Source organism: uncultured Intestinibacter sp. (assembly GCF_902468165.1).
Taxonomy (GTDB): domain Bacteria; phylum Bacillota; class Clostridia; order Peptostreptococcales; family Peptostreptococcaceae; genus Intestinibacter.
This window is the reverse complement of sequence record NZ_CABQXJ010000135.1, coordinates 1-2,124: the sequence shown is the minus strand read 5'-3', so window position 1 is coordinate 2,124 and position 2,124 is coordinate 1. Positions and strand designations below refer to the sequence as shown.

The window sequence follows — 2,124 nt, the reverse complement described above, 5'->3', positions numbered from 1 at the left end:
TATAATTTCCAACCTATTAACTAAAGCAACGGACGAAGTCGTTGGCGCCATGAGCGAAGCGAATTTTTTCATACATAAAATTAATAAATATCATCTTCTTCTAATTCAATTAAGCCTTTAGAATCTAAGAACTCTTGTTGTAATTCTAAAACCATCTCGATTTGCTCTTCTGTTAAATCATCAGCGCATCTGTCGTATATAAATTCAACCATTTCTTCTATTGAAACTTCCATCATTATGTATCCCTCCTTTATTTTTATTGCGAATAATATAATACAGGAAAAAGTAGGATAAATCTTGTGGTAATTTATGTAATATAGTGATGGAGATATTTTTAATAAAGCCTAAATAAAGCATAATTTATAGAATTACATTTTGTTTAAAAATTATATATCAGTAAAATAATAAATAAAGATATTAATAAAATAATAAATAAAAAGACGTATTTTAAATAAAAATACGTCCAAAATTTAAATTTATAAATATAAAATACTTTCTTATTTATCTAATGCTTTTCCAGTAAAAGCAAGTGGTAAAAGCTCACCTAAAGTATACTCTTTGTAATCATTTATATCTTTAGCCATTATAACTTTAAATGTATCTAAGTCACAAAATTCAGCCATAACTTGTCTACATACTGCACAAGGTGCACAATAATCACCTTCCCCTTGTTTAATGCCGTCTTTGTTTCCAACAACAGCTATAGCCACAAAGTCCATTTGGCCTTCTGAGATAGCTTTAAAAAATGCTGTTCTTTCAGCACAGTTAGTTGGTGTAAATGCAGCATTTTCTATATTACATCCTTGATATATTGTTCCATCAGATGTAAGAAGTGCAGCACCAACATTGAAGTTTGAGTATGGTGTGTAGCAAAACTTTTGAGCCTCAAATGCTTTTTCTATTAATAATTCTCTATTTATCATTGTTTTTTCCTCCACATTTTCTTTGAAAATTTGATACATTGTCATTAGGAGACATAATCAAATGCATAAGTTTATCCATTTCATTGACTTTTATAAAGCCTTTGTTGTATTCAATAAGTTTTTCATTTACTAATTCTTTAATAATTCTATTTACACTTCTAATATTAGATCCAACGCCTTCTACCAAAATATCTTTGTGAACAGTATCTATATTATGTTCATCAAGAAAGTTCCATAAAAAGAAGATAAGTCTTGATTTTAATGGGTAAGTTACATTGGCTCTACTATTTATAGATGTATAATACATTTTTTCAGAAACCTGAATATGTATAAAAAATGAAAAATCACTATCTGATTTAATCCATTTTAAAAAATGAGATTTTGGTATTTTTATAGCTTGGCAAGGTTCTATAGCTTCCACAAAATTTAATATTGGTTTGTCAATAAAGGCCTCTAATTCGCCAAATATCTCATAATTGCAGTAGATGCGCTCTAAATATTTAACTCCAGTAGGTGTCAGGGAATACACCTTAACCTTTCCAGTTTTTATAATGTACACAAAATCAGACTTTTCATTTTGAATTAAGATTTTATCAAATGTATTAAAGTTTATATTTGAAAAACTATTTTTTATAAAGTCTGGACACGTATCTAAATAGAAAGATAGTTTGTTCATTTTAAATCTCCTCATAAACACTTTGAGTAAAGTATAATGATTATATCACAATAAATATTAAAATCAATAAGTATAATTGAATTAGGGGACAAATGTCCAAAATAAAAGTTTATATAATATATTATAAATAAATAAAAAATAATGAAATTAATAAAAAAAAAATAAAATAAAATACAATTAAATAATTTAATTAATGCTGATGCAGAATTTAAAGAAACAAATGCGAAATATTATAATGAAACTGATAACGCCAAAGTAACTGCCTATAATAATGCTATAGCTGAAGGGAAAACAAAAGCAGCGAAAGCACCTATTTCACAAGCAGAAATAAATGCTATTGTAGCAAAAATCAATACTGCGAAAAATGCATTAAATGGAAAACCAACTGATTATTCAAAATTAAGAGAGCTTTATAATGAGATTGACTCAATAAAAAATAGTCCACAATATTATAATGCAGACGAAGTAGCACAAAGCGCTTATGAAGCAAATATAGATGATGTAAAAGTAGTAATTGAAGGTCTA

General features: G+C 27.0%; 4 protein-coding genes. 1 reads left to right on the top strand and 3 read right to left on the bottom strand.

Translation table 11 applies throughout. The features are described from left to right. Positions 1–80: 80 nt before the first annotated feature. From RDX53_RS13990 to RDX53_RS13980, 3 genes are all read right to left on the bottom strand, one after another. Positions 81–236 (bottom strand): hypothetical protein, encoded by a 156-nt coding sequence (locus tag RDX53_RS13990; protein WP_195931492.1) that lies wholly within the window; start codon positions 234–236, stop codon positions 81–83. Between the two features lie 261 nt (positions 237–497). Then, the gene (locus tag RDX53_RS13985) at positions 498–923 is read right to left on the bottom strand and encodes a cytidine deaminase (protein ID WP_295571789.1); all 426 of its coding nucleotides are present in this window, start codon (positions 921–923) and stop codon (positions 498–500) included. Beyond that, positions 913–1,599, bottom strand: coding sequence for a Crp/Fnr family transcriptional regulator (locus RDX53_RS13980; protein ID WP_195931494.1), 687 nt, complete (start codon positions 1,597–1,599; stop codon positions 913–915). Before RDX53_RS13980 ends, RDX53_RS13985 begins: the two co-directional genes overlap by 11 nt. A 171-nt stretch (positions 1,600–1,770) precedes the next feature. On the opposite strand from RDX53_RS13980, the gene RDX53_RS14175 reads away from it, so the two are divergent. Then, positions 1,771–2,124, top strand: a 354-nt coding sequence (locus RDX53_RS14175; RefSeq protein ID WP_369124306.1) for a hypothetical protein, incomplete at its 3' end; no start/stop codon positions are given.

Bases quoted from the DNA above. Each gene is read 5' to 3' on its own strand.
- RDX53_RS13990 (WP_195931492.1), bottom strand. From the start codon at position 236: ATGATGGAAGTTTCAATAGAAGAAATGGTTGAATTTATATACGACAGA.
- RDX53_RS13985 (WP_295571789.1), bottom strand. From the start codon at position 923: ATGATAAATAGAGAATTATTAATAGAAAAAGCATTTGAGGCTCAAAAG.
- RDX53_RS13980 (WP_195931494.1), bottom strand. From the start codon at position 1,599: ATGAACAAACTATCTTTCTATTTAGATACGTGTCCAGACTTTATAAAA.